This window comes from Streptomyces sp. NPDC052036 (assembly GCF_040680495.1).
Taxonomy (GTDB): Bacteria; Actinomycetota; Actinomycetes; order Streptomycetales; family Streptomycetaceae; genus Streptomyces.
This window is the reverse complement of sequence record NZ_JBFAWW010000010.1, coordinates 41,707-66,129: the sequence shown is the minus strand read 5'-3', so window position 1 is coordinate 66,129 and position 24,423 is coordinate 41,707. Positions and strand designations below refer to the sequence as shown.

Below are 24,423 nucleotides of genomic sequence, written 5' to 3'. Positions count from 1 at the left end.
CGGCCCGGACCGACCTCGCCGGCCCGTCGGAGCGAGGTCATCGTCTGCGCAGTGAGCCCGCGGTCGTTCCGGTGCGCTCGCACAGCAGGATGCGGAGGGTGTTGGCGTGCTCGTAGCGGACCTTGCGAGCGATGACCTCCAGGGGCAGTCGCGTGGTCCGCAGGAGATGTGAGGCCGGTGCTGGCCGCGACTCCGACCCTGCGGTGCACGGGACGAGCCGTCCATGTCGGCCGGACGACGGCGACCGCCGAGGCGCGGATCACCGGGGGCGGACGACGGCAGGCTGTACGCGCACACCACGGCGACCTGCGCCGTCTTCGCGCTGCCCGGCGCGGTCTGAGGTCTCCCGCGCGTGCGGCGCGGGGCCGGGTCACCTCCGGGCGAGGGCCGGACCGGGTCCCGCCCGGAGGTGACGTGGGGAAGGCCGCGCTCCTACAGGCCGACGTCGCGCCTGCGGATGTCGTCCAGGGACTCGCGGCGGACCAGGAGCCGGACGTGGCCCTGCTTCACGGCGGTCACCGGCGGGCGGCCGACCAGGTTGTAGCCGGAGGCCATCGACAGGTGGTAGGCACCGGCGACGGGCACGGCGAGCAGGTCCCCGGGGCGGATGTCGTCGGGGAGGTCCACATCCGTGGCCAGCACGTCCCCGGCCTCGCAGTGCCGGCCCACGACGGTGACCGGGTGCAGGGTGGAGCTGCCGCGCCGGCCCACCAGCCGGGGCGCGTACCGGACCCCGTACAGGGCGGGCCGCGGGTTGTCGCTCATCCCGCCGTCGACGGCGACGAACGTGTGGCTGCCGGTGCGCTTGACCGCGAGGACGTGGTACAGGGCGACACCCGCGGGTCCCGCGATGGCCCGTCCCGGTTCGATGATCAGGCGGGGCGCCGCGATCCCGGCCGACGCACATGCCTCGACCAGCTCCGCACGGACCTTGCGGGCCAGCGTGGTCAGGTCAAGGGCCTGCTCGCCGGGGCGGTAGGCGATGCCGTGGCCGCCGCCGAGATCGAGTTCGGGCAGGACGAGTCCGTGCTGCTCGTGCAGCCGGGCCATGAGGCCCACCAGTCGGCGTACCGCCTGGAGATACGGCTTCACGCTGGTGATCTGCGAGCCCAGGTGGCAGTGCAGGCCGGTGAGTTCGAGCTGCGGCTGGTCCAGGATCCGGGCGATGGCGTGCTGGGCGTAGCCGTCGGAGATCGACAGTCCGAACTTCTGGTCCTCGGTGCCGGTGCGGATCTTCTCGTGGCCGCCCGCGTGGATCCCGGGCACCACCCGGACCATGACCTTCTGATGGCCGTCGGGCCCGACCGCGGCGGCCAGCCGCGCGATCTCCGACGGGCTGTCGATGACGATCCGGCCGACGCCGAGACGCAGGGCGGTCTCCAGGTCGCGCGGGGACTTGGCGTTGCCGTGGAGCACGATCTTCTCCGGCGGGAAACCGGTGGTGACCGCGAGTTCCAACTCGCCGGCCGAGCAGACGTCGAGGCCCAGGCCCTCCTCCTCCATCCAGTGGACCATGGCGCGGCACAGGAACGCCTTGGCCGCGTAGAGGACCTCGGCGTCGGGAAAGGCGTCCCGGTAGGTACGGCAGCGGTCGCGGACCTCGGCCTCGTCGAGGACGTAGACGGGAGTGCCGAAGCGCTCGGCGATCTCGGCGAGCGGTACGCCGCCGACGGCGAGGTCACCGGGGTGGGGCTCGGCGGTCGAGGCCGGCCATACCGACAGCTCGTCGGCGGTCGTGGTGATCGCGGGTTCGTGGACGGTGGTCATCGTGTCCTCCCTCTCAGCCGAGCCAGAGCGACAGCGCCGAGACGAGGGCCGCGGCGCCGGTCACCCGGAGCACGCCCACGGCCTGCGGATCCCAGGTGTGCGTGCGCTCACGGCGGGTGCCGGAGTGCTGTCGGATGCGGGGCAGGGTCTCGCCGCGGCTGGGCGCGGGGGCGGTGAACTGGGGGTCGACCGTGACGGTGGTGACCCCGAGCGGGGCGGTCATCGCGCGGAGCGCGGGTTCGGCGAGCCTGATCCACTCCTGGGAAGGCCCGAGCGTGGCGGTCAGTCTGCGCTCGGAGGTGAAGCCGACGGCCGTACGTTCGCCTAGGGGGGTACGGAAGAGCCGAGCGGTGCACCGTGACGGGCCCGACCGGACCGGGACGTACAGAGGTCCGGCCGGGAACCGATCGCAGGGTTCGGGGTCTTCGGCGTACAGGGTTTCTGCCATGGGATGCCTCCCGGGGGATCCGCGGTCTTTCAAGGACGAGCGGGTGGTTCTTCAGGGATGAGCCGGGTGGTCCTGCCGGGGTGTGCGAGGCGCCCCTCATCCGGCGGGGCGGACCGCGGCTCGCCGATGACGCTATGCCCGGCCACCCCGCATGCCGGACCCCTCCTGACGGGATGCTGACGGCGACCGGGACGACGCTGACGCGTTGCTGACACCGCTGGCCAGGGGCCTTGAAAAGGCCGTCAGGGGGGTGTCAGGAAAAGGGCGCGAGGACTGTTCCGCGGCCCGCGTCGGGCGTGAGATGGACACGGTATCGACGTCCATCGCCGACGGCGGGAGCCGCCCGGGGACCGCCCGGGGACCGCCTCTTCGGCGCGTGAGGAACGGTGTGTGATGTCCGAGTCCGAGTCCGACGACACCCACTCAGCCACCCGTGTCGTGGTCGGTGTGAGCGGTTCGCCGAACAGCGTCGCCGCCCTGCGCCGGGCCGCCGACGAAGCCCGGCGCCGTGGCGCGGAGCTGTGGCCGGTACTGGCATGGGAGCCGCCCGGCGGGGATCTGGCCGCCCGGCGGTCCCCGGCGGCGTGCGTCTTGGTCGGCGAGTGGGAGCGCCTGGCGCGGGAACGGCTGGTCGAGGCGCTCGGCGGCGTGTTCGGCGCCGCGGGCCCGAGGCTGCCGATGCGGGCGCTCATCGCCCGGGGCGCCCCGGGCCCGGCGCTGGTGGAGATCGCGGCCCGTGAGGACGATGTGCTGATCGTCGGTGCCGGGCACCGCTCCCGATGGCACCGCGCGCTGTGGCCGTCGGTCAGCCGCTACTGCCTCGCGCACGCCTCCTGCCCCGTCCTGGCGGTGCCCCCCTCCCCGCTCGAGGCCGCGCTCACGACCGCCCACCGCCGGAACGCCTGGCGGCTGCGCCTGGACACGGGCCATCTCACCCGGGAGTTGGAGACGGTGCCGCCCGGGGACTCGGCAGCGGGCTGAACGGCCGGCCGGTCTGCTCGGTGGCCGCGGACCCTCACTGAGGAGCCGGCGGGCCGAAGCCAAGTGTGGGCAGGCCGAAGCGGGACAGCGCCCCGCTCAGCCACGCCATCGGGGCCGCGGCGAGAGCGGCCGCGGCCGATGACGGCAGCACCGAGTCCTGCGCCTCACCGTCCGGGTCCGCCGCGATGGGCCCTCGGCCCATGCGGGTCAGGAAACCGGCGACGGGTTCCAGTGGTCCGTGCAGGAGCGTGGCCGCGGTGATGGCCGCCAAGGCGATACCCCAGCCGACGGGGCCCAGCGGAGTGGATCCGAAGAACTGGCTGACGACCGGGGTCTGGATGATGCCGACGAGCACCGCCGCCGAGCCGATGGTGGCGGCGAGCACCTGACGGTCGGCACCGCCGCTGGCGAGGGTCTGGGCGAGCTGGGTGCCGACGACCGCGGCCAGCGCCACGGTTCCGGCTCGGCGTCGGGTGCCGGTGAAGCGGGCGGCCGTCCAGGCCAGCCCGGAACCGAGGGCGGTGGTGAGCCCGCGCTGCAGCATCTCCTGGGTGAGCGCGGTGCCCAGCGACTGGTGGGGGCCCTCCTGAAGCAGCGCTTCCCCGGTGCCCTCGGCGGGGGTGCGGACCGCGATGGCGAGGGCGGGGGCGAGGTCGGTGAGCAGGTTGACCAGCATGATCTGACGGGCGCTCAGCGGTGAGCTGCCGGACAGTGCGGAGGCGAGCACGCTGAAGGTGACCTCGCCGAGGTTGCCGCCGATCAGAATGGCCAGCGCGGTCCTGACCGAGGTCCACATCGCCCGGCCCTCGGTCAGGGCGGTGACGATCGTCTCCAGGCGGTCGTCACCGATGACCAGATCGGCGGCGGCCGTGGCGGCGGGGGTGCCCCGTCGGCCCAGCGCGATGCCGACGTCAGCGAGCCGGATGGCGGGGGCGTCGTTGGCCCCGTCGCCGGTCATCGCCACGACCCGGCCCAGACGCTGGAACGCCTCGACGATACGCACCTTGTGGTGCGGGGTGCACCGGGCGATCACATCCACCGTCGGCAGCAGCGCGTCCAGCGCGTCGTCGTCGAGCTGGTCCAGCTCCGGTCCGGTGCACACGATCTGGTTCGGGTCGCCGGTGACGGAGGCGGCGATGGCCTCTGCGGTCGCGGCGTGGTCCCCGGTGAGCAGGACCGTGTGCACCCCGGCCGCCCGCAGCCGGGTGGTGGCCGGCGCCGCCCCGGGGCGCACCGGGTCGGCCAGTACGACGAATCCCACGAAGTCCAGATCGCACACCACCGCGTCGGTGAGCTCCTCCCCCGGCCGCATGGTGCGTTCGGCGACGGCGAGGACGCGGCGGCCGGCTCCGGCCAGCTGCTCGGTGGCCCGGGTGAGTGCCTTGTGCCCGGCGTCGTCGAGCGCGGTCCGTACCCCGTTCAGACGGCGGTACCGGCAGCGGTCCAGCACGGTCTCGGGGGCGCCCTTGATGCTGAGCAGGGTGCGGTCGGTGGTACTGCCCGTGGTGGCGTGGTAGGCGCGGGACGGGTCGAAGGACAGGGTGCCGGTGCGCCGCCAGCGGGGCGCGCCACGGCCGACCGACACCCGCGCCCGGCGCGCTCCCGCGTCCACCGCCCGGTCGGTCTGGTGCGCCATCGGCTCGGACTGGCGGGCGGCGGGGGTGGCGCGGAGGGCGGTCGCCAGGACGCTTCTGTGCCGTGGGGCGAGCCGGTCGACGGGGAGCGTGCGGTCTCCGTCGCTGACGGCGGCCAGCTGGAGATTGCCCTCGGTGAGGGTGCCGGTCTTGTCGAAGCACAGCACATCGGCCCGGCCGAGCGCCTCGATGGTGCGGGGGTTGCGTACGAGAGCACCGTGTTCGGCCAGGCGGCGCGCGGAGGCCAGTTGGGCCGCGTTGACGAGGAACGGCAGCCCCTCGGGGACCGAGGCGACGGCCAGGTTCACCGCCGAGGCCAGGCTCTCGGAGAGGGGGCGTCCGTGCAGCAGACCGGCGCCGGCCACCGCCGCCGCGGAGATCGTCGCCACGGGCAGGCTGGCCTTGGTGAGGGACGACAGCCGGGCCTCGACGCCGGTGACGGGTGCGGCCTCCCGGGCGGTGGCCATGGTGCGCCCGACCTCGGTGGCGGGCCCGGTGGCCACGACCACGGCCACCGCCTCTCCGGCGGAGACGGTGGTGCCTTCGTAGAGCATGGAGAAACGGTCGGTGAGGTGTGCGGCGACCACCGGAGCGGGGTCCTTGGCCACGGGCAGGGACTCTCCCGTCAGTGACGACTCGTCGACCTCCAGGCCCTGGGCCCGCAGCAGACGGCAGTCGGCGGGCACCACGTCCTCCGGCCGGAGCAGCACCACGTCTCCCGGCACCAGGTCCTCCGCGGTGACCAGCAGCTCGGCGCCGCCGCGGCGCACCCGGGCGCCCACGGCGGAGCGGGCGGTCAGCTCGGCGAGGGCTCGTTCGGTCCTCACCCGCTGCACGCCGCCCACCAGGGCCGATGTTGCGGTGATCAGGGCGACCAGCAGGGCGTCCGCCCGGGAACCCACGGAGGCGGCCAGAGCCGCGCCGCCGGCCAGCACGGGGGTGAGCGGGTTGGCCAGCTCGTCCACGAACGCCGACGGCAGGGTGGCCTGCGGCGGCCCGCCCGTCCGTGCCGGGCCCTTGGCCCGTGCCTCGGCCTCCTCCGCGGAGAGCCCGTCGATGCCCGTACGCAACCGCTCCAGGGCCCGCGCGGGCGTCATCAGGTGCCAGGGCACGGTCTCCACGGACGGGGTGACCGGGCGCGAGCACAGCTGCCGGGCCCGCCAGACCCCCAGGCCGAAGGCGATCCCCCCGGCGGTGTTGCACGCCGCCTGTCCGCGCGAGCACGCCTCGGCGGCCGATGCCCGCAGCGCCGCGACGGCGCCGATGCCGCTGCCGCTCGCGGCCAGCACCGCGCTGTCCCGGTCGACCTGGCGAGCCACGCCGACTCCCGTGAGGATCAGCGCGACCGAGTCCAGGTCGGTGCCGACCAGCAGATGTGCGCCCCAGGCCGGGGGCTCTCCCTCCCGGTGCACGCCGAGGCCACAGTCGGACGCTCCGAGCGCGCGGCGGTTCCCCGAGACCAGCAGCACCACGCGACCGTCCGCCTGCAACCCTCGTACGGACGCCACCAGTCGGCTCCCCGTCGGCACCATCGCGTCGACGAAGCCGAGTTCGGGATACGGCTGGTCGCCGGCGAGGACCACACGGATCCCGGAACGGCGGGCCGCGGCCGCCAGGGCCTGCGCGCCGGGCAGCGTCTGGGTCGCGACCCCCGCCACGGCCACCAGCCGGCGCCCGTGGACCAGGCCCAGCACCTGTTCGCTGCCCCGGTGCCGCAGCCGGTCCGCGACCCCCCGGCCGGTGCCGTCCGTCAGCTCCAGGTCCGCCAGGGGGCCGAGCGTCCAGCCGTCGCCGTCGTGGTGGACGCGACCGGGTACGGCCGGGTCGAACAGGGCGAACAGCCGGTCGGAGATCTCGGTGGGCTCGGCGCCGTCGAGCAGTTCCAGATCGGTCAGTTCATGGCGGCCGCTGCGCAGCGCGTCCACGTCCAGGAGCACGGTGTCCACCTGGCCCAGTCGGCGCAGCGCGCCGCGGTCCATGGCCACGACACCCCGCAGCGCGAGAAATCGGCCCAGACTGGTGGCGAAGCCCTCCCGCCCGGCCTCCGGCGCCTTCGGCATGCTGGACAACGCCACCGCGAGCGCTCGCCTCGGCCCCACGCCGGGGGTCGTCAGGGCGCCGACGGCCACGCCCGCCCCCATGGCCCGTGCGGCATAGCGCGCCGTCACATCCTGGTGCACCTGGGGTCGTTGGGTGAGGGTCGGTTCGGCCCGCGCGTCCTCCGGTCCCCGTACGAGTCGCGGCTCCGCCTCCGCCCACGCCTGAAGAGCCGCGTTCGCCTCCCGCCACTGGGCCAGCCGCTGCGCGGCGTCCAGGACGAGGCCGCCGCCGCGGGTGGCCACACCCTGGACGAGAGCGTTGAGTGCCGGAAGCGCTGATTCCGGGCTTTCTCGCTCGCCGAGGACCGACGCCGCCAGCCGACGCAGCAGGGGGTGGCACTGGACGACCGTGGCGAGCGCCCCCACCTCGGCGGGCAGCGGGGTCCACGGCGACAGGCGGGTGGCCACCGCGAGCAGCAGCCCCGCGATGTCCGCCGCGAGGACCGGAAGGGTGGGCCGGGCGCGCGGTGCCTCGCACGGATGGTGCGGCTCGGGGCACCACCCGTCGAACCCGCCCTCGTCCGCGGTGCCGGCCGCCCCGTGGGCCTCCGCATGGGCGATGATCCCGATCAGTTCCTGCCGGGACGGCGGCGGCGAGCCCAGCTCCACGACCACCCGCTCCGCGGGGGCGTTCACCCGCGCCCACAGCACTCCGGGATGCTCCTCGAGCGCGCGCTCCACGAGCCGGCCCACCCACATGCCGCGCGGACCCCGCACCCCCCGCACATCGATGTGGCAGCGCCCCGGGCGGGACCACACATCCCGCTTGTCCACGCCGAGCAGCAGGGCGGCCCCGCCCAATGCCTCACGCACACCGGCGGCCATGCCGCCTTTCAGGCTTCGGGTCAACGGCGCCGGCAGCGGCGGAATCACCCCGGACAACAGCGACATCCGCGTCCCTCCGCAGCAGGCAGGCCGGTTGCTCGTCACTTCCCGATCAGCATGAGTGACCCCGGGCGCCGCCGCCCGAAGTGCTGCTCCGAACGGCTGCCCGGCTCGCAGGGCCCTGAGGCCGGCGGTAGCTTGTGCCTGGCCGGGGGGCGACGTTCCGGACCCCACGAACGGATGTGAGCCGTGACCACGCCGAGGACCGCCGAGAAGGACCCGAAGACCGCGACCGCACCGAAGCCGTCACGCCCGACCCAGAAGCAGCCCGTGACACAGAAGCAGTCCGTGGCGCGGAAGCCGTCGGAGACGAACAAGCCCTCGGCTCCGCGGAAGACGCGGCGGCCTGAGGCCGAGGGGACCGGGGAGGCGCCGGAGCAGAAGAGCAGTGCCGGGGCCGGCGGGCGCACGATCACCCTCGCTCTCCCCGGGCTCGGTGAGGCGGCCACGCGGGCGGTCAGCGTCACCGCGGGCCCCATGGTCACCGCCGGACGCGCACTGACCGCCCGACGCGGACTGCCCCTGTACGCCGGTCTCGGCGCGCTGGCGGTCATGGGCGCCGTCGAGTGGCCGCTGGCAGTGGGCATCGGCATCGGCTACGCCGTACTGCGGACCAAGGGCCTGCCCACACGGTCCACGCCCTCCAGGTGAGACGGGCGCGGCCCCGCCGGAGGCGTACCGGAAGCCGTACGGGCCGACGGAGGCACGTCATATATAGCGGATTCACGCGATGTGCCGCCCCTGGGCCCGCTGGCACGGTACTGGCGGAAAGCACACCGGCCGAAGGGCGGAGATCATGTCGCTGGATCCATCGACACCGAAGACCGGGCGGCTCTCGAGCACGTACTGCACCACCGACTCCGAGCCCACCGACCGAAGAACGGCGTGCTGGCGCGAGACGCTGTCCCGGACGTTCGGCGCCGTCGACATCGCCGTCCCGGACCACCTCTGCTCGGGGGCCGTCCGGACGGCCCCGCTGGGCCGACTGCGGGTCGCCACCGTGGAGAGCGGTCCTCTGCGGGTCTGGCGGACTTCGCGGCTGATCGCCCGAGGTGGTGACGCCCCCCTTGTCGTCAAACTCCTGGCCCGGGGTGCCGCCCGGGTCGAGCAGGACGGCCGCGTGGCCGTCCTGGACGGCGGGGAGATCGTCTTCTGCGACATGGCGCGCCCGATACGGATGGAGTTCTCCAGGCCGTTCCAGACGAAGTCCATCGTCCTGCCCCGCCGCCTCCTCGGTCTGCGCGACTCCGACCTCCAGCGGATCACCGCGACACCCATCCGCCCCGACACCACGCTGGGCTCCCTGCTGTCGCCCTTTCTGACCAAGGTCGTGGACTCGGCGGCGACGTACCCGCCGCGCACCGGTGAGGCGCTGGCCCACAACGTCGTCGACTTCCTCACCGCCCTGGCCGAGGAGCAACTCCGCCAGGACGTGGGCGAGAGCCCGAGCGGCACCGGGGTGCTGGTCCTGCGGATCCAGGCGTTCATCGACCGGCACCTCGCCGAACCGCATCTGACGCCGGCGGCCATAGCCCGCGCCCACCAGATCTCCGTGCGCTATCTGCACAAGCTCTTCCAGGCGGAGGACACCACCGTCAGCCGGTGGATCCAGCGCCGTCGGCTGCAGGAGTGCCGACGTGAGCTGGCCCGCCGGCAGGTGGAGGGCCGGACCGTCGCCGCGGTGGCCCGCCGATGGGGTTTCACCAGCGCCGCCCACTTCAGCCGGGCGTTCCGGGCGGTCTACGGGATGTCCCCCACCGAGTGGCGGAACTCCGCGGCGACGTCGGGGTCCCGTACGCATCCGCTGCCCAAGGGTGCGCCCGCTGAGCCGGAGGCGGGGGCGCCGCGCTGCCGGCATGCCGGGCCGCCCGCCGTCCGGCGCCGGGCTCACCTCGTCGGCGAGGCCGGGGCAGCGGCCGGATGCTGTGAGAAGGTGCCCGGCCCCCACGCCCTCGACCGCATGGCCTCACCGGCCAAGTAGGGACCCTCCTGCCACCTCTCCGTCGGGCCCTGCCGGGTTTCCGCCGCCGTCCCCCGTCCCGACCACGGGTGTGCACTGCGCAGCGGTTCTTGAGATAGTGACCCCCGATGCATCGTCCCTGCGTGCGGAAGCCGCCGCGGGCGCGGGCAGGAAAGGACGTAGGCAAGTGGCGGGGTCGGGTGGATCGCTGTCGCGGCGCGGTCTGCGCGGGCGGGAGGCCGAACTCGCGGAGCTCCAGGCACTGATCACCTCGGTGGCCCGCACCGGAAGCGGCGCGCTGGCCCTGATCCGGGGGGAACCCGGCATCGGCAAGACCACGCTGCTCACCGAGGCCGCGGACCGGGCCGGGGCAGCGGGATACTCGGTGGGTCTCGGCAAGGCCGATGAGCTGCATCACATCGTGCCGCTGTCGTCGTTGGCGGCCTGCGTCCTGCACGGTGACCGGCCGCTGCTGTCCGACGACGCCTTCGTCGCTCTCGCCCGCCATCACGATCAGCGGATCTGGCTGGTGGAACGTCTGGCGGAGGCGATCGAGGCCAGGGCGGGGCAGATACCGGTGCTGATCGCGCTGGACGATGTGCAGTGGGCCGACCCGCTGAGCCGGCTGGCCCTGAAGCAGCTTCCGGCGCGCCTGCGGACCTCACCGGTGCTGTGGATGATCACCGCCCGGCAGAGCCCCTCCGGTCCGGCGGAGGAGATCGTCGCCGCCGCGACGGGCGACCTCGCGACGCTCACCGTGCCCTTGGGGCCGCTGTCCGGCGCGGCCATCGGGCAGTTGGCCGGCGACACCCTGGGGGCGGCCGTCGAGGAGCGGGTACGGGACCTGCTCGACGGAGCCGGCGGCAACCCGTTCCTGGCGGTCGAGATGCTCGGGGGACTGCGGACCGCCGAGGCCTCGGACGATCCGGTGCCTCCGGGCCTCATAGTCGGGGTGCGCGGCAGACTCAGGTCGTTGCAGCCCGACACCCTGCGCTTCCTCCAGATGGGAGCGGTGCTGGGAAGCGGGTTCTGCTTCCACGACGCCGCCGCGCTCTGTGGCCGCCCGCCCGCCACGCTGATCCCGGCGCTCGAGGAGGCGGTACGCGCCGGCCTCCTCGACGACGACGGCGATCGTCTGGTCTTCCGGCACGATCTGCTGCGTCAGGCCGTCTACGTCGACATCCCCCCGTCGGCCCGCAAGGCGCTGCACCGCGAGGCCGCCCGCCAACTCGCCGCCGCGGGCCGCCGGCCGGTCGACGCCGTACCGCACATCCTCAGGAGTGCCCTGCCCGGGGACGAGGAGGCCGTGACGCTGCTGCGGCAGGCCGCCGACGACGTACTGCCGGTCACGCCGGACCTCGCGGCCGACCTGATGACACGCGCCCTGGAACTGGTGCTGCCCGCACGGCCGTTGAGGTTCACGGTGGGTGAGCAGGCGATCGTCTGTCTGACCCGGGCCGGCCGGAACCGGGAGGCGCTGTCGACCGCCGACCGGCTGCTGGCCGACCGCCCCTCGCTGGAGGCGTTCAGCCGGCTGCAGGCCGCCCTCGGCGGGACGCTGTGGAGCATGGATCTCGCCGACCAGTTGCGCCGCCGGGCCGAGACGGCCCTCGCCACCGGGGGTGCCGCCCCGGAGATCGAGGCGCGGCTGGCCGCCCTGCGTGCGCTCGCCCTGTCCCGGGGCCAGGATCTGGCCGTGGCGCGTGAGGCCGGCGAGACCGCGCTGAGTGCCGCAACCGCGATCGGTGACCGGGAGGCGCATGTGGTGGCCCTGTGCGGGCTCGGCGAGACCGCGCTCAACGCGGGTGAGAACGCCCTGGCGCTGGAACACTTCGCCGCGCTCAGCGCCGTCGATCCCGTGTTCCTCCCCGAGGAGATCGTCGCGCACCAGCATCTGGACGACTTCGAGGCGGGCGAACGACTGCTTCTGCGGGCCGCGGACAAGGCCGGCACGTTCCGTCAGGCCATGCTGTTGTGGGGACAGGGGCAGCAGCATCTGGGCCTGGGCAGACTCGACGACGCCGAGGCCGACTTCGTGACGATGGAGCGCCTGGAGGACGACGTACAGGTGCCCGTCCAGCAGGTGAACGCGCGGGTGATCCGTTCCCGGATCGCGCTGCTGCGCGGCGATCGCGAGGCGGCGCGGCGGCATCTGACCGCGGCGCGCGAACGGCTGACGGTCAAAACGAACCCGGGCAACACGGCCGCGGTGCGCTTCCTGGAGGCGGTCCACGCCGAGGCCGACGGCGACACGGAGCTCGCCGTCGACAGGATCCGGCGCGTCCAGGACGAAGGCCCCTTCCTGCGCTGGCGACTGTTGCGCGACTGGGTCGACTCGGCGATACGCATGGCGCTGCGCGGCGCGGACCACGCTCTCGCCGCGGACCTCGCCGCGCAGGCCGAGGCCCACGCCGCACGCAACCCGGCCGTGCCCACCACCACGGGCATCGCCGCCCAGTCCCTCGGGCTCGTACGCAACGATCTCGCCCTGCTGGACCGCGCCGTGACACTGCTCCGGGCGAGTCCTCGTCCGCTGGTCCGGGCCGCCGCCCACGCCGACCTCGGACAGGCGCTCCTGGCGGCGGGCCGAAAGCCCCAGGCGGTGACCGCCCTGACCGAGGCCCAAGGCACATTCACCGAGTCCGGCGCGCATGCCGCAGCGGCACGCGTGCAGCGCGACCTGGAGGCCGCGGGCGCGAAGGGCCGAAGGGCGGCGGCGGTGGAGCGCCCGGTCCAGGGCTGGGAGGCCCTCACGGCTTCGGAGAGGAAGGTCGCGCGCATCATCGCCGAGGGCCACACCAACCGGTCGGCCGCCGACCTGCTCGTCGTCTCCCCGCACACCGTCAACACTCATCTGACCTCCGTCTTCCGCAAGCTGTCGGTGAGCTCCCGGGTTCAGCTCGCCAACCTGGTCAGGGCCTTGCCCGACGACTGAGCGGACCGGTTGGTACGTTCACGCGATGCCCGCCCGAGGCGGGTGCGCTTGGCTGGGGCGTCGCACTCAGTCGGAGGTCACCGGCCATGCACCAGTCCACCCCCCAACCGCCGGCCGTCGTGCTCGTGCACGGGGCGTTCACAGACGCCTCATGCTGGGCCGGGGTGATCGGTGTCCTGCACGCCGCCGGGTTACCGGTCCGCGCTCCCGCGAACCCGCTGCGCGGTCTGCCCCAGGACGCGGCCTACCTCAGAAGTGTGGTGGGCCACCTCGGCGTCCCGGTCGTCCTGGTCGGCCACGGCTACGGCGGCGCGGTGATCACGGAGGCCGCCACCGACGCCGACAACGTCGTGGCGCTGTGCTACATAGCGGCGTTCGCTCCGGACGCCGGGGAGCGCGTCCTCGACATCACGAGCCGCTTTCCTCTGATGCCGGGGTCCGACGCGATGGTCGAGACCGGGTACGTCGTCGGCGGGGAGGGCGAGTTGTCCCTCCGTGAGGAACAGTTCTCGCAGGTGTACGCGGCCGATCTGCCGTCCTGTGTCACTCGGGTGCGGTCGGTGGTGCAGCGCCCGATCGCCCGGCGGGCGCTGACCGGCAGAGCGGGCCCGCCGGCCTGGGCCGGCAAGCCGTCCTGGTACGCCATCGCAACCGCCGACCGGATGCTCAACCCCACCGCTCAGCGCTTCATGGCGCAGCGCATGGCCGCCACAGAGCACTTCCTGGACACCTCACACGCGGTGATGCTGTCACGGCCCGAGGCCGTGGCGGCGATGATCCGGGAGGCCGCCGCACAGGGCAGTGGCCGCGAGGACGGCGAGGGACCGGGTCAGGCCTTCTGAGCCGACGCGGGAGACGGCCCCGGACCCCGCACCGCGCGCGGGAGACAGCCCCGGACCCCGCACCGCGACGCGGGAGACAGCCCCGGACCCCGCACCGCGACGCGGGAGACAACCCCGGACCCCGCACCGCGATGCCCGGGCGACCGGTCGGCGAGCCGACCAGGTCCGCTATCCTGCGTTCGAATCGGAAGAAGCCGGTATGGGCCGCCTTGTCGGCGACCCGGAAGCCTGGCCTTCGCTCGTAGGCACATGCTGATCGCGTCGGCATGGGACGTCCGTGATCCCGCCTCTCCCGACCGACACCCCGTCCCCAGACGTCGCTCGGCAAAGGCACCAGCATGATCTCACCGGCCAGACCGTCCACGCGGCGGTTCGCCGCCTTCTTGGGAACCCTCGCACTGACCCTGGCCGCCACCGGGTGCGGTGCCACCACCGGAGCCGGCTCGGCCACGGGCAAGGTCACCTCCATCACCGCCCTCGACTACTACACCGACGACGCCGAGCACGCCCAGTGGAGCGAGCGGCTCACCGCCTGCGGCAAGACCGTCGGCGTCAAGGTCGAGCACACCAGCGTGCCGGGAGCCTCCCTCATACCCAAGGTGTTGCAGCAGGCGTCGTCGCGCAGCCTTCCCGATCTGTTGATGCTGGACAACCCGGACCTCCAGCAGATCGCCCGGACCGGCGCGCTCACCCCGCTCGACCGGTACGGCGTCGACACCGGCGGATTCACCAAGGGCATCCTGTCGGCGGGCACCTACCAGGGGAAGGTGTACGGGCTGGCCCCCACCGTCAGCACGGTCGCCCTCTTCTACAACAAGGACATGCTCGCCGAGGCCGGGGTCGCCGTGCCGAGGACCTGGGACGAGCTGAGGACGGCGGCACAGAAGCTCACCCGCCCGGGGCGCTACGGCATGGCGCTCGACGCGAACCCCACCTTCGAGGGCACATGGCAGTTCATGCCGTTCCTGTGGTCCGACGGCGGGGACGAGCGGCGGCTGGACAGCCCGCAGGCCGCGCGGGCGCTTCAGCTCTGGGTCGACCTGGTGAAGAGCGGATCCATGTCGAGGTCGGTACTGAACTGGAACCAGTCCGACCTCCACGATCAGTTCGTCGCCGGCAAGACGGCCATGATGGTCAACGGCCCCTGGCGGATCCACGCCATGGAGCAGGTCAAGAGCCTGCACTGGGGGGTGGCGCCGCTTCCCGTCCCCCGGGCGGGGCAGACCCCCGTCACTCCGCTCGGCGGTGAGGTGTGGACCGTACCGCAGAGTACTTCCAAGGACCGGCAGGAGAAGGCCGCCCGGGTGCTCGCCTGCCTCAACGACCCCGCGAACATGCTCACCCTGGCCCAGCAGTACCTCACCGTGCCCTCCCGCTCCGCGGTGGCCGCCCGGTATGCCGAGCAGGTCCCGTCGATGGCCGCGTTCGTCCGAAGCGTCGAGAGCGCCCGGTCCCGCACCGCCCGGCTCGGCGTCAAGTGGCCCGCGGCGGCGACCGGCATCTACACCGCGATCCAGTCCGCGCTGACCGGCGAACAGACTGCGGAGGAGGCACTCAAGCGTGCGCAGCAGATCGCGACCCGCTCCTGAGGCCTCCCCGGACGACGCCGAGGAGAAGGACGCGCCCGTCGAGGACCGGAACGAGACCCGGGCCCGCTTCCGGGAGTCGTTCGCCCGCTGGATGTTCGTCGTGCCCGCCCTGACCTATCTGCTGCTGTTCTTCGGCGGCCCCGTCGTCAAGAACATCGTGATGAGCTTGCAGCAGTACACGACCACGACGTTCTACACCGGCGCCGCGCCGTTCGTGGGGCTGGCGAACTACGCGGACATCCTGACGTCGGACGAGTTCCCCGCAACCCTGCTGACCACGGCTGTGTTCACCGCCGGTTCGCTCTGCGGGCAGTTCGTGCTCGGTCTGGCCTTCGCCGTGTTCTTCCAGCGCAGATTCCCCCTCGGCGGCGTGCTGCGATCGCTTCTGCTGCTGCCGTGGCTGCTGCCGCTGGTCGCCTCCGGGACGACATGGAGGTGGATGCTCGACACCGACTCGGGGGTCGTCAACGACGTACTGCGCCACCTCCACCTGGTGTCGTCCGGCATCCCCTGGCTCACCGGCACCTCACAGGCGCTCATATCGGTGATCCTCGTCAACATCTGGGTCGGCGTTCCCTTCAACACCGCGATCCTGTACGGCGGCCTGCAGGACATCCCGGTGCATCTGTACGAGGCGGCGAAGCTGGACGGCGCCGGTGCGGTGGCCGCGTTCCGGCATGTCACCTGGCCGATGCTGCGGCCCGTGGCCGGCGTCGTACTGCTGCTGGACCTGGTCTACACGGTCAAGGTGCTGGACATCATCCTCGTCGTGACGGGCGGAGGACCGGCCGACGCCACGGAGACCCTCGCCACCCGGGCCTATGAACTGTCCTTCCAGCAGTTCGAGTTCGGGCGCGGTGCCGCGACGAGCAATGTCCTCGTCACCGCCTCGCTCGTCTTCGCCCTGGTCCATCTGCGCGCCCAGCGCCGCGCCCGGAACCTCTGAGAGGCGCCGCCGTGAAACGCGCACCCCGCCGTGGCCTGCCGTCCACGCTCGCCGGGATCGTCCTGCTCACGCTGATGCTGTTCCCCGTCTACTGGATGGTGAACGCCTCACTCCAGCCGACGGGCACCGCGCTCGGGGCAGGCTGGTTCCCCGTGCACCCGGACTTCGGCGGTTACGCCACCGCGCTGCGCGACCAAGGAGGCAACCTCGTCACCAGCCTCGTCGTGGCCCTCGGCAGCGTGGTGCTCAGCCTCGGACTCGCGGCACCGGCGGCCTACGCACTGGCCCGGTTCCCCCTCCGGGGAGTCAACCCGGTGCTCTTCGCCGTCCTCGTCACCCAGATGGTGCCGGACATCGTCGTGGCCGACGCGCTCTACGGCGCCTACAACGACCTGGGACTCCTCAACTCCCGTGCGGGGCTGATCCTCGCCGACTCCACCGCCGGTGTTCCCTTCTCGCTCCTCATCCTCCGCTCGTCCATGCAGGGCATTCCCCGGGAGATCATCGAGGCCGCGTGGGTCGACGGCGCCGGGCGGCTGCGCATCTTCTTCTCCGTGGTGCTCCCGGTGAGCCGCAACGCACTGATCACCGCCGCCGTGTTCACCTTTCTCTTCGCCTGGAGCGACTTCCTCTTCGCCCTCACGTTGACCACCACACAGACCGTGCGGCCGATCACCCTGGGCCTCTATCAGTACATCGGCGCGCACACCCACCAGTGGAACGCCACCATGGCCACCGCCGTACTGGCATCCCTCCCGGCGGCCGTGCTGCTCGTCGTCGCCCAGCGCCACGTCGCCGCCGGCGCCACCAACGGAGCCGTCAAGTGAGCAGCGAAATGTCCGGCACCCTCCACGAAGCCCGTCCGAATGCCGAGGAAAAGAAAAGGAGAAAGCGTCGTCGGAAATTCCCTTGACCGTCACTCCATCATGGAGAAAGCGTAATGGGAGGACCTCGCTCGGCCGCTCGCCGACGACACGATGAGGTATGCTGCGCGCATGCACGATCGCCAAGCGGGACTTGAATGCGCATTCTCGCCGAATCGGGCGGAGAAGCGGACACAAATCATCGAAGCAGCCAAGCAGGTCCTGCTGGAGCACGGGCTCGAAGGGTGCACGGTGCGGGCGGTCGCGGCGGCGAGCCCGCTGACGAAAAGCGCGATCCACTACTACTTTCAGGACATGAACGACCTGGTGGACACGGCCATGACCGCGCACATCGCCGCATTCGTCCGCACCGTCCGTGACGCGGCGACCGAGGAGACGGACCCGCTCCAGCGGTTCTGGGCGGCCACCGAGTCGTATCTTTCCCTGTTCCAGGGCGAGCCCCGGGCCATCATGCTGTGGCACGAGTACTGGATGCACTGCGTGCGGCAGGGGCGGCTCACCGCGATCGACGGAATGTTCGGAGAAGTAACGTCCATTTTCCTCGATTTGCTGTCCGCAATGAATGTCGAAGACGCTCCGAGGCGCGCCCGGATGCTCACCTCCTATTTGATCGGCACCGCCACGAGGCAGACAGTCAGCACATATCCGTTCACTGCCGTACAGGCGGAGATAGGCCTGATCTGTTCGGTCGTCCGATAAATCCGGAGAACCGGTGGCCGCCTTTCCCGGACCGGGAGGAAGCCATCGACGCGTTGCCGTCCCGACGGCGGGCGCGGCCCCATCTGTTCACCGAAGCGACATCACATGTACGCCCCTACGGCACCCGTCGCGGAGGAAACAGGCGCACTTTCGGATATCGGACATCCGTAACCGAGTACAGAAAGTCAGTCGACATGGGCGAGATTCTTGTAGCCGTGGCCGCGAAGATCGGTCTCGCGCTGGCCGAGACGATCCTTCTGCGTCTCGCGTGGGAGATGTGGGCCGCGTACAGGCGTCATGTGCACACGGCCGCCGCCCCGGCCGCCGCCTGACGCACGGCCGCGACACCGGACACCCCCACCGCGCCGGCCTCGACAGCGAACACCCCGCCGCACCGGCCGCGAACATACGGGCGTGAGGCACGTACGCGCGCCCGGCGCGGCGCCGTCGACGCCGCGCGCCGTCGGGTGACCGTCTACGGCCTCAGAGACCGCTCCCGGTCACATCGCGCCCCCGTGGTAGTGCTCGGCCTGCGGTTCGCCGCCCCCGCGCTGCTTCCTGCCGCCGCGCAGCAGCCAGGTGGCTCCGCCGACGGCCAGCGCGATCGGCCATTCCAGAGCCCCCGCTACGGCCATCGCACCGAGACCCCCGTAGAACACGATGTCCTTGGTCGTCGGCATGCCCGGGACCCGTGACGTCGCCGCCCTCGCCGTACTCGTCACGTCGTCCCTGGTGATGTAGGGAAGCTTCAGCGACGGGTGCAGCGTGAGCGTATGCAGGTGCAGTCCGGCACCTTCATGGGCGTGTGTCTCCACGGGCTGTCTCTGGGACGTCTCCCGCTGCGGTGCGGTGCCTACTGTCTTGGCCATCCCACTGCCCTCCTCTCAGAGCGTTACATCCCTTGATTCCATTTTGACCCGCTTGGGGCAGTCTGGGGCTTTCGCCGGATTGAAACCTACGTCCGGTGGCTACTCGTGCAACCGGAGTCAACCCACCGGGCCCGGGAGCAGGTGATGCGTGGTGGCACTGCCGGGAGGCACGCTGCTGCGGACCGTCGTGTCCTGTGCCGCCGCCGTGCTGCAGGGCGACACCTGCCGACGCATACGGCACTTCGACGGGCGCGCCCACGTGGCCGTGCGAGGTCTGCGGCAGGGCCAGCTGCCCCCCGCCAGGACCAAGGAGCTCGCCGAGGAGGTCGAACGGCGGCTCGCCGAGGTGCCGGGGGTGGCCTGGGCGGTGGCCAACACGGTGCTCGGGCATGTCGTCCTCGCCACTGTGAGCGGGTACGACGCCGAGGACATCGTCGAGGCCCTGACCGAGGCGGTCGAGACGGTCGAAGAGGCCCACGACATCGACCTCCCCCTGCCCGACCACCCGCTCTCCGGCCGGCCGGCCCGGCGCGCGGGTTCCGCCATGGCACTGCACCTGGTCGCGGCGCCGCTGGCCGCGGCGGCGGTCCTGGTGCGCAGGGCTCCCCTGCCGTCCTCGATGGCCGCGCTCGCCCCGCTCGTCGACACGATGCCCCGGCTGCGGTCCCTGGTGGAGCGGGCAGTCGGCACCGAGTCCGTCGGACTGCTCATGGCCGGACTCACGGCCCTGGGCCAGGCCGGCTCCGGGGGGCTCCTCGGCACCGGTGTGGACACTCTCCGGCACGCCCTGCGGATCCTGGAGGCGAACGCCGAGTGCGCGGCCTGGGCCGCGGCCGAGCCGCGCCTCACGGGCAGCGCCGAGGCCGGAGCCGACCGCGCGGCGCCCCCGCTCCCCCGCGAGACCCCGCTCCGGCACGGCCCCGTCGAGCGTTACGCCGATCAGGTGCCTCTCGTGGCTGCGGCGTCCTTCGCCGGCTCCCTCCTCGTCACCCGGCGCCCCTCGAAGGCCGCCGGCGGCGCGCTGGCCGCGATCCCCAAGGCTCCGCTGCTCGCCCGTGAAGGATTCGCCTGCACCCTGGGCCGGGGCCTGGCACGCCAGGGGGTGCTGGTGGCCGAGCCCCGCGCGCTGCGCCGGCTGGACCGGATCGGCACGGTGCTCCTCGACACGGATGTGCTGGCCACGGGCTCCCATGTGCTGGCCGATCTGGTGCCCCTCGACGACGCACCCGCGGGAGAACTCGCCGCGCGGGCCCACCGGCTCTTCGACGGATCCGCGCCCGAGCGGCTGTCCGTGGACGACGACTGGACGCTCGGGCCCGTCGAGGACCTCCCGCTGGACGGGGACACAGACACGGACTCGGGCGCGGAGGCCCGGGAACGGCTGGCACGCGACGGCGCGCGGCTCGTGCTCGGCCTGGCGCGGGGACGGCGCCTGCACGCCGTGGTCAGCGTGGTGCCGAGGCTGCACGACGCCGCCGGGGCCTTCGTGCCCGCCGCCCACGCCGCCGGGCTGAGCATCGTGGTCACGGGCGGGTACACCCAGGAACCGGCCGTGCGGGAGGCAGACGCGGTGCGGGGCGCGGGCGAGCAGGTGCTCGACGTCGTACGGGACCTCCAGCGCGACGGCACCGGCGTGCTGCTGGTCTCCCGCGACCGGACCGCGCTGCGGGCCGCCGACGTGGGGGTCGGCGTGGCCGGCCCCGACAGCGGACCGCCCTGGGGCGCGGACCTGTACGTGGACGGCGATCCGACCGCGGCCGTCGTCCTCGTGCACGCGTGTCGCGGCGCACGGGACAGCGCGCATCGCGGAGTACGGCTCGCGCAGGCCTCCGCCGCGGTCGGCGCGACGGCGGCGGTGGCCGGGCAGGCGCGGCGGGCCACGACCCACAGCACGACGGCGTTCAACGCGGCGGCCGCCCTGGGCACGGCCGCCGGTGTCTGGTCGGCGGCGCGGCTGCTGCGGCAGCCTCTGCCGCTGACCGATGTGTCCCGGCACCCCTGGCACGCGATGGACCCGGCCACCGTGCTCGCCCGGACCGGGAGCAGGGACGCCGGGCTGACCACGGAAGAGGTACGGGAGCGGGGCATCGCCCGGGGCGAAGAGGTGCGAACGACCTCGCTCGGCCGGGCCTACGTGACCGAGATGGCCAATCCCCTCACGCCCGTGCTGGGGGCCGGCGCGGCCATGTCCGCATCCGTGGGAGCCGTCCTCGACGCCGTCGTCATCGTGGCCGTCACCGCGCTGTCCGGGCTCTTCGGCGGTTTCCAGCGCCATCGGACCGACCGGGCGGTGGCCCGGCTGCGGCGCGAGTCGGCCGTCATGGCGAAGGCGGTGCGCAACGGCACGGACACCACCGTCCCCGCGCGGAACCTGACCGTGGGCGATGTGGTGCGGCTGGACGCCGGTGACGTCGTACCGGCCGACGCCCGCCTGCTGGAGGCACACCACCTGGAGACCGACGAGTCGGCGCTCACCGGGGAGTCGCTCCCGGTGGCCAAGGACGTCGCGCCGGTCCTGGCCTCGGGCCTCGGGGACCGTACGTCGATGGTCTACGAGGGCACCACGGTCGCGGCGGGCCGTGGCCGCGCGGTCGTGGTCGCGACCGGCCCGGCGACCGAGGCGAGCCGGGCCGCGGCGGTCGGCCGGGGCGCCGCCCCCGCCGTCGGGGTGGAGCGCAGGCTCGCCCGGATCACCCGCGGCACCCTGCCGGTGGCGCTCGGTTCGGCCGCGGCGGTGATGGCGGCCGGCACCCTGCGCGGACGCCCGGCCCGGGACACCGTCGGCGCCGGCGTGGGGCTCGCCGTGGCCAGCGTTCCCGAGGGGCTGCCTTTTCTGGTGTCGGCGGCCCAACTCGCCTCCGCCAGAAGGCTCTCCACCCGGGGCGCCCTGGTCCGGGATCCTCGTACCATTGAGGCGGCCGGCCGCACCGACGTGCTGTGCTTCGACAAGACCGGAACCCTCACCCACGGACGTATCTCCCTCGTCTCCGTCGCGGCGGACGGCGACAGCCGGCGCCTTGAGTCACTCGGCGAGGCACAGCGCTCCGTACTCGCCGTCGCGCTGCGGGCCACACCGCGCCCGCACGGCGAGGGCGGGCTCGCACACGCCACCGACGGCGCGGTCACCGCGGGGGCGCAGGAGGCAGGGGTGCGCCGGACGACGGGCGCGCCCGGCTGGCAGCGCCTGTCCGGACTGCCGTTCGAGCCGAGCCGCGGCTTCCACGCCACCCTGTGCCGGTCCGAGGGCCGCCGCATCCTGTCGGTGAAGGGAGCTCCCGAGGAGGTCGTCGGACGCTGTGCCACCCGCGGCGGCCGGCCGCTGGACGCGGCGGGCCGCGCGGACATCCTCGCCGCCGGGGAGAGGCTCGCGGCCGAGGGCCACCGCGTCCTCGCCGTCGCCGAACTCCGCGACGCGTCCGAGGGCGACCTCACGGACGAGACCGTGCGGGGGCTCGACTTCGCCGGGTTCCTGGCGTTCGCCGACCGCGTGCGCAAGACCGCGGCGGCCGCCGTGCGCCAACTCGCGGAGGCCGGCGTGCACATCGTGATGATCACCGGCGACCACCCGGCCACCGCCGGCTCGACCGCCGCCGAACTGGGCGTCCTGAACGGCAGACGCGTGGTGACCGGTGCCGAACTCGACGACCTCGACGACCACGCCCTCGACGCGCTGCTGCCCGAGATCGGCGTGGTCGCGCGAGGCACCCCCGTGCACAAGGTCCGTATCGTGCAGGCGTTCCAACGCCTCGGCAGCACGGTCGCGATGACCGGCGACGGCGCCAACGACGCGCCCGCCATCCGGCTCGCCGATATCGGGATCGCCTTCGGCACCCGAGCCACCCCGGCCGCGCGTGCGGCGGCCGACCTGGTGGTCACCGACGACCGGCTGGAGACGGTCCTCGCCGCCCTGGTGGAGGGGCGCGCCATGTGGGCCTCGGTGCGCCAGGCGCTGGCGATCCTGGTGGGCGGCAACCTCGGGGAGATCGCCTTCACCCTGCTCGGTGCGGCCGCCACCGGCACCTCGCCGCTGACCGCCCGTCAACTGCTGTTGGTCAACCTGTTCACGGACCTCGCGCCGGCCATGGCCGTGGCGCTGCGCCCGCCCCCTCCCGAGGCCACCGACCGCATGCTCCACGAAGGCCCCGAGGTCTCGCTCGGTACGGCGCTGACCGAGGAGACCATGTGCCGCGCCGTGGCCACCACCCTCGGCGCGACGGCCGGTTGGCTCGCCGCGCGGTTCACCGGGCGCCGCGCCCGTGCCCGTACCGTCGCCCTGGTCGCGCTGGTGGGCTCCCAGCTCGGCCAGACGCTGCTGGCCGGCGGCCGGAGCAGATCGATCGTCGTCTCCTCCGTGGGCTCCCTCGCGGCGCTGGCGGCCGTCGTCCAGACCCCGGTGCTCAGCCAGTTCTTCGGCTGTACCCCCCTCGGCCCGGCCGCCTGGGCCATCGCCCTGTCCGCGGCGACCGGGGCGACGGCCGTCTCACCGTTCCTGCCGGCCGTGGTCCACCGGCTGAGCGCCGTCGTACCGCGACCGCAGGGGCAACCGCGCCCGCGACCGGCCGTCGTTCCCGCGTAGCCGGCTGCCGTCCGGCAAGGCCGGCGTCAGGGCCGCTCCGGGGCGGCCCTGCGCAGGGCCGCGATGCACGTGCCGATGGCCGTCTGCAGCTCCTCCAGACGCTGGAGCATGTCGTCCTCGTACAGGTCGTCGAGATCCTCCGCGTCGTCCAGGGTCAGTTCCTCGAAGACCTTCGTCGCCCGCTGCAGGCTGCCGTAGAACTTCGTACGGCGTTCCTCGCGGCGCAGTTCCGGGTCGGCCTCGACGGTCTGGACCACGAGTTCCTTCACCGTGTCGTAGGCCTCCGTGGCCCACTGTCCGGTGTCTTCCCCGTCGTCCAGTTCGTCGATGAGGGACAGATGGCGTTCGGCCTCCGCGCGGAGTTCGGCGGGCGCCTCGATCGTCTGCCCGGCGGGCGTCCTGACCTGCCCGTTCTCCACGATCTGCCGCACATAGCCGATACGGTCCGCGGCCCGGCTCTCGGTGGCGACCGCCTTCTTCAGCTCGTCGGTGCGGGCGACGTCACGGGCCAGCTCGGTCTGCAGGACCGGATCCTCCCGGAGCCGGTCGAGCAGCGCGGCCCGCGCGGTCCGGGCGGTCGCGGGGTCGGCGAGGATGGCAGCGCGCAGCGCGGTGGGGTTCTCGGCGACCTCCAGCGCCTTGGTCGGCCGGATGCCCTCGGCCTCGGCCGCCGCGGCGATCGCGGTACCCCGCTCGGAGGTCGCGCTGGAGCGGGCGGTGTAGTACGAGAGCCACGCATCGGAGTCCGGCAGCTCGATGTCCTGGCCGGGGACCAGGATCTCGAAGTGCGGCACCAGTCCGTCGTCGGCGGCCTTGTCCCACGCCTTGTAGTAGCGCATGATCCGCTCCGGCGAGCACCCCGCCAGGTCGGCGAACCGCTTGGCGGAGACCTTGGGCGTCTCGCCCGCCGGCTCGCCGCCGGGCCGTACGCTGCGCGCCACCTTCAGCGCGAACGCCCAGCCGCCGGTCCGGGCGTACACCCCGAACTCGCGGGCGTCACGGATGACCGTCTCGGCCACCTCGGGCTCGGCCGGGTCCGGGGCCGCGTCGTCGGCCGCCCCGGGCTCCACCCAGAACCCTTCGCCGACGGGGGCCGGTACGGCAGCCGCAGCGTCGTCGGCCGGCGTCGCGGGGACGGGCCGGTCGTCGGGCGAACCGGCCGTGTCGGACGGAGGGATCGCTACGGTCACTGGGACTCTCCCGGGTGCTCGCGGACTGTGGGGGCCGAAGCGAGCAGCCTATATGAACCCGTTGCCATGGGTTTGCGCCCCGCTCCTCGCACTCCCCCTCCTTGAGCCGTGCCGTACCT

The 24,423-nt window shown here is 73.2% G+C and carries 16 protein-coding genes; 11 read left to right on the top strand and 5 right to left on the bottom strand.

The window, feature by feature from the left end; genetic code table 11:
• Window positions 1-432 precede the first annotated feature (432 nt).
• Together lysA and AB0L95_RS16520 are read right to left on the bottom strand one after the other, a co-directional pair.
• Window positions 433-1,767: a diaminopimelate decarboxylase gene (gene lysA, locus AB0L95_RS16525; RefSeq protein WP_365162351.1), complete on the bottom strand. Its 1,335-nt coding sequence runs from the start codon at window positions 1,765-1,767 to the stop codon at window positions 433-435.
• Between the two features lie 13 nt (window positions 1,768-1,780).
• A complete protein-coding gene (locus tag AB0L95_RS16520) occupies window positions 1,781-2,215 on the bottom strand; it encodes an SAV_915 family protein (RefSeq protein ID WP_365162349.1) in 435 nt (144 codons plus the stop codon).
• A gap of 393 nt (window positions 2,216-2,608) precedes the next feature.
• Between AB0L95_RS16520 and AB0L95_RS16515 the strand changes: the two genes are divergently transcribed.
• Window positions 2,609-3,196, top strand: coding sequence for a universal stress protein (locus AB0L95_RS16515; RefSeq protein ID WP_365162348.1), 588 nt, complete (start codon window positions 2,609-2,611; stop codon window positions 3,194-3,196).
• A gap of 34 nt (window positions 3,197-3,230) precedes the next feature.
• On the opposite strand, the gene AB0L95_RS16510 is transcribed toward AB0L95_RS16515, so the two are convergent.
• Window positions 3,231-7,820, bottom strand: coding sequence for a cation-translocating P-type ATPase (locus AB0L95_RS16510; RefSeq protein WP_365162346.1), 4,590 nt, complete (start codon window positions 7,818-7,820; stop codon window positions 3,231-3,233).
• Window positions 7,821-8,003: 183 nt separating this feature from the next.
• Between AB0L95_RS16510 and AB0L95_RS16505 the strand changes: the two genes are divergently transcribed.
• From AB0L95_RS16505 to AB0L95_RS16465, 9 genes are all read left to right on the top strand, one after another.
• Window positions 8,004-8,465, top strand: coding sequence for a hypothetical protein (locus tag AB0L95_RS16505; RefSeq protein ID WP_365162345.1), 462 nt, complete (start codon window positions 8,004-8,006; stop codon window positions 8,463-8,465).
• A gap of 145 nt (window positions 8,466-8,610) precedes the next feature.
• Window positions 8,611-9,795 (top strand): helix-turn-helix domain-containing protein, encoded by a 1,185-nt coding sequence (locus tag AB0L95_RS16500; RefSeq protein ID WP_365162343.1) that lies wholly within the window; start codon window positions 8,611-8,613, stop codon window positions 9,793-9,795.
• Window positions 9,796-9,961: 166 nt separating this feature from the next.
• Window positions 9,962-12,709 (top strand): AAA family ATPase, encoded by a 2,748-nt coding sequence (locus AB0L95_RS16495; RefSeq protein ID WP_365162341.1) that lies wholly within the window; start codon window positions 9,962-9,964, stop codon window positions 12,707-12,709.
• A gap of 86 nt (window positions 12,710-12,795) precedes the next feature.
• The gene (locus tag AB0L95_RS16490) at window positions 12,796-13,551 is read left to right on the top strand and encodes an alpha/beta hydrolase (protein ID WP_365162339.1); all 756 of its coding nucleotides are present in this window, start codon (window positions 12,796-12,798) and stop codon (window positions 13,549-13,551) included.
• A gap of 338 nt (window positions 13,552-13,889) precedes the next feature.
• Window positions 13,890-15,140 carry a sugar ABC transporter substrate-binding protein gene (locus AB0L95_RS16485; RefSeq protein ID WP_365162337.1) on the top strand — a complete coding sequence of 417 codons (1,251 nt, stop codon included), beginning with the start codon at window positions 13,890-13,892 and terminating at the stop codon, window positions 15,138-15,140.
• Complete coding sequence (locus AB0L95_RS16480; RefSeq protein WP_365162335.1) at window positions 15,112-16,086, top strand: sugar ABC transporter permease; 975 nt, start codon at window positions 15,112-15,114, stop codon at window positions 16,084-16,086. Before AB0L95_RS16485 ends, AB0L95_RS16480 begins: the two co-directional genes overlap by 29 nt.
• Window positions 16,087-16,097: 11 nt before the next feature.
• Complete coding sequence (locus AB0L95_RS16475) at window positions 16,098-16,913, top strand: carbohydrate ABC transporter permease (protein WP_365162333.1); 816 nt, start codon at window positions 16,098-16,100, stop codon at window positions 16,911-16,913.
• 168 nt (window positions 16,914-17,081) lie between these two features.
• Complete coding sequence (locus AB0L95_RS16470; RefSeq protein ID WP_365162331.1) at window positions 17,082-17,669, top strand: TetR/AcrR family transcriptional regulator; 588 nt, start codon at window positions 17,082-17,084, stop codon at window positions 17,667-17,669.
• Between the two features lie 194 nt (window positions 17,670-17,863).
• Window positions 17,864-18,001: a hypothetical protein gene (locus tag AB0L95_RS16465; RefSeq protein ID WP_365162329.1), complete on the top strand. Its 138-nt coding sequence runs from the start codon at window positions 17,864-17,866 to the stop codon at window positions 17,999-18,001.
• A gap of 168 nt (window positions 18,002-18,169) precedes the next feature.
• On the opposite strand, the gene AB0L95_RS16460 is transcribed toward AB0L95_RS16465, so the two are convergent.
• A complete protein-coding gene (locus AB0L95_RS16460) occupies window positions 18,170-18,538 on the bottom strand; it encodes a hypothetical protein (RefSeq protein WP_365162327.1) in 369 nt (122 codons plus the stop codon).
• 151 nt (window positions 18,539-18,689) lie between these two features.
• Here AB0L95_RS16460 and AB0L95_RS16455 point away from each other — a divergent pair, with 151 nt between their 5' ends.
• Window positions 18,690-23,114, top strand: coding sequence for an HAD-IC family P-type ATPase (locus AB0L95_RS16455; protein ID WP_365162325.1), 4,425 nt, complete (start codon window positions 18,690-18,692; stop codon window positions 23,112-23,114).
• Between the two features lie 26 nt (window positions 23,115-23,140).
• On the opposite strand, the gene AB0L95_RS16450 is transcribed toward AB0L95_RS16455, so the two are convergent.
• A complete protein-coding gene (locus AB0L95_RS16450; protein WP_365162323.1) occupies window positions 23,141-24,304 on the bottom strand; it encodes a hypothetical protein in 1,164 nt (387 codons plus the stop codon).
• Window positions 24,305-24,423: the final 119 nt, after the last annotated feature.

What these genes read in the sequence shown, in the direction of transcription:
- lysA (WP_365162351.1), bottom strand. Translation starts at nt 1,767, where the DNA reads ATGACCACCGTCCACGAACCCGCGATCACCACGACCGCCGACGAGCTG.
- AB0L95_RS16520 (WP_365162349.1), bottom strand. Translation starts at nt 2,215, where the DNA reads ATGGCAGAAACCCTGTACGCCGAAGACCCCGAACCCTGCGATCGGTTC.
- AB0L95_RS16515 (WP_365162348.1), top strand. Translation starts at nt 2,609, where the DNA reads ATGTCCGAGTCCGAGTCCGACGACACCCACTCAGCCACCCGTGTCGTG.
- AB0L95_RS16510 (WP_365162346.1), bottom strand. Translation starts at nt 7,820, where the DNA reads ATGTCGCTGTTGTCCGGGGTGATTCCGCCGCTGCCGGCGCCGTTGACC.
- AB0L95_RS16500 (WP_365162343.1), top strand. Translation starts at nt 8,611, where the DNA reads ATGTCGCTGGATCCATCGACACCGAAGACCGGGCGGCTCTCGAGCACG.
- AB0L95_RS16490 (WP_365162339.1), top strand. Translation starts at nt 12,796, where the DNA reads ATGCACCAGTCCACCCCCCAACCGCCGGCCGTCGTGCTCGTGCACGGG.
- AB0L95_RS16485 (WP_365162337.1), top strand. Translation starts at nt 13,890, where the DNA reads ATGATCTCACCGGCCAGACCGTCCACGCGGCGGTTCGCCGCCTTCTTG.
- AB0L95_RS16470 (WP_365162331.1), top strand. Translation starts at nt 17,082, where the DNA reads ATGCACGATCGCCAAGCGGGACTTGAATGCGCATTCTCGCCGAATCGG.
- AB0L95_RS16465 (WP_365162329.1), top strand. Translation starts at nt 17,864, where the DNA reads ATGGGCGAGATTCTTGTAGCCGTGGCCGCGAAGATCGGTCTCGCGCTG.
- AB0L95_RS16460 (WP_365162327.1), bottom strand. Translation starts at nt 18,538, where the DNA reads ATGGCCAAGACAGTAGGCACCGCACCGCAGCGGGAGACGTCCCAGAGA.